The 256-nt window shown below is 44.9% G+C and carries 1 protein-coding gene; it reads right to left on the bottom strand.

The annotated features are described in order from the left end of the window. On the bottom strand, positions 1–256 hold a 256-nt coding region (locus AAEY78_RS13960; RefSeq protein WP_502943784.1), incomplete at both ends, for an oxidoreductase.

The following is a 256-nucleotide window of genomic DNA, read 5'->3' as shown; positions in this document are numbered from 1 at the left end:
CCATAACACTGGCAACCGCTTCGGTTATTTCTTTTAGAAAACGTAAACGATTCGCTAAAGTACCACCGTACTTATCGGTTCTATTATTGGTATGCTCAGAGATAAACTGATTAACAAGGTAGCCATTAGCGCAGTGTAATTCAACGCCATCAACTCCAGCTTCTTTGGCGTTAATTGCCGCCTGTTTATACATCTGTACAAGCTCTTCAACCTCGGCGGTAGACAGTGATCTTGGCTCACTTGGGTCGGCCAAGGC

It is taken from the genome of Psychrobacter sp. 16-MNA-CIBAN-0192 (assembly GCF_040309565.1).
In the GTDB taxonomy this organism is placed as follows: Bacteria; Pseudomonadota; Gammaproteobacteria; order Pseudomonadales; family Moraxellaceae; genus Psychrobacter.
The sequence above is the reverse complement of the archived record's forward strand: the minus strand, read 5'-3'. Positions and strand labels throughout refer to the sequence as shown.